This is a genomic window from Sphingomonas sp., assembly GCF_019242355.1.
GTDB lineage: Bacteria > Pseudomonadota > Alphaproteobacteria > Sphingomonadales > Sphingomonadaceae > Sphingomicrobium.
Window position 1 is genome coordinate 1 of sequence record NZ_JAFAVR010000193.1, and the last position, 5,706, is coordinate 5,706.

5 protein-coding genes are annotated in these 5,706 nt (G+C 67.4%); 2 read left to right on the forward strand and 3 right to left on the reverse strand.

Going from position 1 to position 5,706, the window contains the following annotated elements:
- Window positions 1-12 precede the first annotated feature (12 nt).
- Both JOZ79_RS09625 and fahA read left to right on the forward strand, forming a co-directional pair.
- Window positions 13-162 (forward strand): homogentisate 1,2-dioxygenase domain-containing protein, encoded by a 150-nt coding sequence (locus JOZ79_RS09625; protein ID WP_294073584.1) that lies wholly within the window; start codon window positions 13-15, stop codon window positions 160-162.
- Window positions 159-1,442, forward strand: coding sequence for a fumarylacetoacetase (fahA, locus tag JOZ79_RS09630; protein ID WP_294073576.1), 1,284 nt, complete (start codon window positions 159-161; stop codon window positions 1,440-1,442). Before JOZ79_RS09625 ends, fahA begins: the two co-directional genes overlap by 4 nt.
- Here fahA and JOZ79_RS09635 read toward each other — a convergent pair.
- From JOZ79_RS09635 to JOZ79_RS09645, 3 genes are all read right to left on the reverse strand, one after another.
- Window positions 1,439-2,362: a 2-dehydropantoate 2-reductase gene (locus JOZ79_RS09635; RefSeq protein WP_294073578.1), complete on the reverse strand. Its 924-nt coding sequence runs from the start codon at window positions 2,360-2,362 to the stop codon at window positions 1,439-1,441. The two genes, fahA and JOZ79_RS09635, sit on opposite strands and share 4 nt — an antisense overlap.
- An 8-nt stretch (window positions 2,363-2,370) precedes the next feature.
- Window positions 2,371-4,476 (reverse strand): response regulator, encoded by a 2,106-nt coding sequence (locus tag JOZ79_RS09640; RefSeq protein WP_294073580.1) that lies wholly within the window; start codon window positions 4,474-4,476, stop codon window positions 2,371-2,373.
- Window positions 4,473-5,706 (reverse strand): response regulator (locus JOZ79_RS09645; protein ID WP_294073582.1); only part of this gene is annotated, 1,234 nt, incomplete at its 5' end. The genes JOZ79_RS09645 and JOZ79_RS09640, both read right to left, overlap by 4 nt.

Consider the following 5,706-nt stretch of genomic DNA (forward strand, 5'->3'; position numbering starts at 1 on the left):
AAGGCGAGTGAAGTGGGGCTTGGGCCGATGAAGATCGAAGGGACGATGGCCTTCATGGTCGAGACATGCTGGCCTTACCGTCCGACCCAATTTGCCCTGGATCGCGCTCAGCCTGACTATGATTTCGCCTGGCAGGGCTTCCCGAAAGCTAGGCTGCCGTGATTGACGCGAGCAATGATCCAGCGCTTGTCAGCTGGTGCGAGAGCGCGCAGGGAAGCGACTTCCCGATCCAGAACCTGCCGCTCGGGATTTTCTCGGCCGGCGAACGGCGTCGGCGGCCGGGCGTCGCGATCGGCGATTTCGTGGTGGATTTGAGCGCCATCGCCAACCTGCTCGACGAGGACTGGCGCGAGGACCTGTCGCAGCCGGTGCTCAATGCCTGGCTTGCCCGCGGCGCGGACGCGCAGCGCCAGTTCCGCGAGCGTCTGTCCGAGATCCTCGGCGACGAGCGCTTTCGCGACGACGTCGAGCCCAGCCTGGTCGCTCAATCCGAAGTGCGGATGCACGTGCCGTGCCTGATCGGCGACTACACGGACTTCTACGTCGGCATCCATCACGCGACCAATGTCGGCAAACAGTTTCGGCCCGACAATCCGCTGCTCCCGAACTACAAATACGTGCCGATCGGGTATCATGGCAGGGCAAGCTCGGTGCGCGCGTCTGGCGAGCCGGTGATCCGGCCCCTGGGCCAGCGCAAGCCGGCCGATGCCGAGGTTCCGGATCATGGACCGAGCCGACGGCTCGACTACGAGCTCGAGCTTGGCCTGTGGGTCGGGCGCGGGAACGAATTGGGATCGCCGATCCCGATGGCGGAGGCGAGCGATCATATCGCCGGCTACTGCCTGCTCAACGACTGGTCCGCGCGTGACCTTCAGGCCTGGGAGTACCAGCCGCTCGGCCCGTTCCTTGCCAAGAATTTCCTGACGACGATATCGCCCTGGGTGGTAAGCCCGCAGGCGCTCGCACCGTTCCGCAACGCCGTTCCGGAACGGCCGGTCGGCGACCCGCCGCCACTGCCCTATCTGACCGACGAAACGGACCAGCGCGAAGGCGGGCTGGGCGTGCAGCTCGAAGCGATGCTGACAACCGAAGCGATGCGGGTGGCCGGCCTGCCGCCGCATGTCTTGTCGCGCGGCTCTGCGGAGGCAGCGATGTACTGGACCGCCGCGCAGATCATCGCCCATCACAGCAGCAACGGCTGCAACCTGCAGCCCGGCGACCTCATCGGCACGGGTACCTTGTCGACCGAAAGCGACACCGGGCTGGGTTCGTTGCTGGAAATCAGCCGCGGCGGCAAGCAGCCGCTCGAGCTTGCGACCGGCGAGACCCGCAGTTTCCTGGAGGACGGCGACGAGGTCACGCTACGCGCCTGGTGCGAGAAAGACGGCGCGGTGCGCATCGGCTTTGGCGAGTGCGTCGGCCGCGTCGCCCCCCGGGCTTAGATCAATCCCAAGGTCTCCGCCGTCAGGCGCGTAACGCCATAGAGGCGGTCGAGGGCGGGCGTTGGAATGCCCTCGCGGCGAGCGATCTCGCGCGGTGCGCCGAGCAGGGCCTCGAGCTCGATCGGGCGGCCGGCCTCGACGTCCTGGAGCATTGATGTGCGGAAGGCGCCAAGCCGCTCCGTCACCTTTATGCGGTCCTCGCCGCTCTCCGTAATTGGACAGCTTATCGCGGCGCCGACGGCGGCAAGTTCGGCCATGCCTTCCAGCATCCAGGCGCGGCATTCCGGCTGAGCCAGGATTCGATCGGCGGTCGCACGGGTCAGCGCCGACAATGGGTTGATGGTCGCGTTACCCCACAATTTGTACCAGATCGCACGGCGGATGTTATCGCTGGCGTCGCAGCGGATGCCGGCGCCCTCGAACAGTTCGCGCACCTCGGCCACGCGATCGCTCGGGCCACCGCGGGGTTCGCCGACGATCAGCTTGTCGGCATGCTTGACGACGATCCGGCCGGGTCCGTCGCGATAGCATGAGGCGTGGACGACACAGCCGACGACCTGCGGCAGAGGCAGCGCGGTGGCGACCGTGCCGGCGGGATCGACCGAGCGCAGCGGCGCAGATTCCACGAACCACCAGGGAACACCGTTCAGCATCGGGAGGACGATGGTATCGGGCCCGACCACCGTCCCTAGTGCGGCGGCGGCCGTCGGCAAGGCGGGGGCCTTGACCGCCAGAACAAGCAGCCTGGCGGGCGCGTCCAAGTGGCTGAAGGCTGCGGTTTTCGTCTCGCCGTGCTCGCTGACGTCCAAGTGGCCGAGCGGCCCACCGCTGTTCACCGCCATCACGCAATGACCGGCCAGCGCGAGCCGGGCCGCAACCCAGCCGCCGATCGCTCCCGCGCCGACGACGCAGACGTCCATCGGGCGGACTAGGCCGAGGGTGCGCGAACGGGTCGCGAAGGCGCGGGCGCCGCCGTCGCCACGGCCCGACGGATCGCGTCCTCGAGCGCCGCCGCGTTGAACGGCTTCTGCAGGACCTCGACGTCCTCCGCCCGGTCGCCGATCGCCTCCGCCTCGGCATAGCCGGTGATGATGAGCGCCGGGATGCCGGGGCAGAGCTCACGTGCCTCGCGAAGGAATTCGGTGCCCGACAGATGCGGCATCGCATAATCGGTGATCATGAGGTCACAGCTGCATTTTCCGGCGCGGAGCGCCTCGAGTGCGTCGCGGCCGCTCGGCTGCTGGACGACCCGATGCCCCATGTCCTCGAGCAGGGCCGCCGTCGTGGTGCGGACCTCGGCATGGTCGTCGACGAGTAGAATGCCGAGGTTCGGGACGGGGGCCGACTTCGGCTTGCGCTCGGCCTTGCCGGCACGGACTTTCGGCTCTTGGGCCGGCGCGCGGGGGAGCCAGATTTCCGCAACGGTCCCCTCGCCCAGCCGGCTTGCCAGGCGGAAAGCGCCGTTCGACTGTTTGGCGAAGCCGTAGACCATCGACAGGCCGAGGCCGCTGCCCTTGCCGACGTCCTTCGTGGTGTAGAAGGGCTCCATGACCTTTTCGAGGTCTTCGGCCGAAATCCCAGTTCCCGTGTCGGCTACGGACAGGCAGACATAGTCCCCTTTCGGAAGATCGGCCCAATTGGCGCCGGCGAGGGGGGAATTTTTCGCCGAGATGGTGACGGTGCCGCCGTCCGGCATCGCGTCCCGGGCGTTGATGATGAGGTTGACCAACGCAAGCTCGAGCTGCGCCTGGTCGGCGAAGGCGTGCCAGAGGCCCGCGTCCGGGCGCCATTCGATGTTGACGAGGCCGCCGAGCGTGTGAGTCAGAAGGTCCCAAACGGCCTGGCGAAGCGCCGCGAGGTCGATCGGCTGCGGCTCGAGCTGCTGCCGGCGGGCAAAGGCGAGCAGGCGCCGGACGAGCTCGCTCCCCTGCTCAGCGGCGCGGCGAGTCATTCCGAGAATCTTGCGCTGGTCGTCGTCGAGCGCGGCGCGCTTGTCGATAAGACCCAAGCCGCCGATGACGGCCGCGAGCAGGTTATTGAAGTCGTGCGCAATGCCGCCGGTCAGCTTGCCGATCGCGTCCATCTTCTGCGCCTGCATCAGCTGGCTTTCGAGCGAGCGCTGGTCGGTGATGTCGGTCAGGGTCCCGGCGAACTCGACCGGCCGCCCGTCCGGATCCTTGAGAAGGACCGCCTGGTCCAGGAAGTGACGGTACTCGCCGCTTGCGTGTTGCCAGCGGTATTCGACCGAAAGGCGGCCGTGCTTGCGGCGATTATCGAGCGATTCGACGACGCGGTCGTGGTCCTCGGGATGGAGGCGGTCAGCCCAGAGGGCCGGCTGCCGGACCATTTCGTCGAACTTGAAGCCGGTGATCGCCTCGAAGTCGCCGCTGAGATAGGACGGAATGCTGGGCCGGCGCTCTTCATAAGGCTCCAGGTACAGAAGCATCGGCAGCGACTGGATGATGACCGCTTGCCGCTGCTCGGCGCGGCGAAGCTCCTGCTCGGCCCGAAGACGCTCGGCGTTGGCGCGCAGGTTGGCGTCGAGCAAGGCCTGTTCCTGGCGAGCCTTGCGCTCGATCTCCTTGGACTTGGCAAACAGGTCCACGAAGACGGCGACCTTGGAGCGCAGCACGACCGCGTCGACCGGCTTGAAGACATAGTCGACCGCGCCCATCGCATAGCCGCGCAGGAGATGTTCGGCTTCCTTGTTGACCGCGGACAGGAACAGGATCGGGATGCCCTTGGTCTGCTCGCGGCTGCGGATGATCTGGGCGGTCTCGTAGCCGTCCATGCCCGGCATGTAGACGTCGAGCAGGATGACCGCGAACTCGCCTTTGAGAAGGTGGCGCAGCGCCTCCTCGCCCGATCGGGCGGTCACGACTTCGCCCAGGTCCTCAAGGACGCTCTGGACGGCGAGGAGGTTGCGCTCGTCGTCATCGACGAGAAGCACGCGCGGGCGGTCGTCGACGCCGTCCACGGCATCCTCCCCGGTGGCCTGCTCGGCCGAACCGACATCTCGAAGTCGAGTGCTCACTCGGCGGCGACCCTCGCGGCGCGGTCACCGGTCGCAGCCTCGCGCGAGCGGGCGACCGACACGCGCAGAAGAGCGAGCAGAAGCTCGATATCGACCGGCTTGGCGATATAGTCTGACGCGCCGGCGTCGAGGCACTTCTGCCGGTCGCCCTTCATCGCCTTGGCAGTGACCGCGATCAGCGGCAGCTCGGCAAGCGCCGGACGCTTCCGGATCTGCTGCATCGTTTCATAGCCGTCCATGTCGGGCATCATGATGTCGATCAGCGCAACGTCGACGCCCGGCGTCTGCTCCAGGATCAGGATGCCGTCCTTGCCGCTTTCGGCGTGGAGGACCTCGACGTCATGGCTTTCGAGCACGCTGGTCAGCGAGAAGATGTTGCGGATGTCGTCGTCGACGATGAGCACCTTGGCGCCGGCGAGCTCGGGCACCGGGGCGCCGGGGGCCGGAGCAGCGGCCTTCTTCCGCGGCGGCTTGTGGGCCTTGGCCCGCTCTCGAAGCGATGAGAAGACACGCACCAGCTCCTCGCGCTCGGCAGGCTTGTCGGTCACGCCGACCGCCCCCATCCCCATCACCGCTGCGCTGCGGTCGGCGCCCGAAACGACCTGGATCGGCAGGTGGCTGGTGTCCGGGTGGTGCTTGAGCAAGTCGAGCAGGACGAAGCCGTCGATGTCGGAGAGGCCGAGATCGAGGGTGATCGCGGTCGGCTGAAGCTTGCGCGCCATGCCAAGTGTGCCGGCGCCCGCGGTGGAGACGACACCCTTGAGGCCCGCATCGTGCGCCGCGTCGAGCAGTATGGATGCGAAGGTCGGGTCGTCCTCGACGATCAGGACGAACGGATCCTTGCCGAGGTCGTCGCGGTCGTCGCTGACCTCGAAGCCCGTCGGAAGGGCGCTCGGGACGACAGCGCCGCTGTTGTCGTAGCGCGCAACCGTGCCTTCGATCCCAGTTGTCGCCGCCGCCGCGGCCTCGACGGGGACGTAAAGCGTGAAGGTCGACCCCTCGCCCGGCTTCGAGCGGACCTGCAGCTCGCCGCCGAGCAGGCGCGCGATCTCGCGGCTGATCGACAGGCCAAGGCCGGTGCCGCCATATTTGCGACTGGTGGTGCCGTCCGCCTGCTGGAAGGCCTCGAAGATCAGCCGCTGCTTGCTTTCCGGAATGCCGATGCCCGTGTCGGTGACGGCAATCTCGATCGCGCGCTTGGCCTCGTTGAGGACCGGGTGGCTGGCGCTC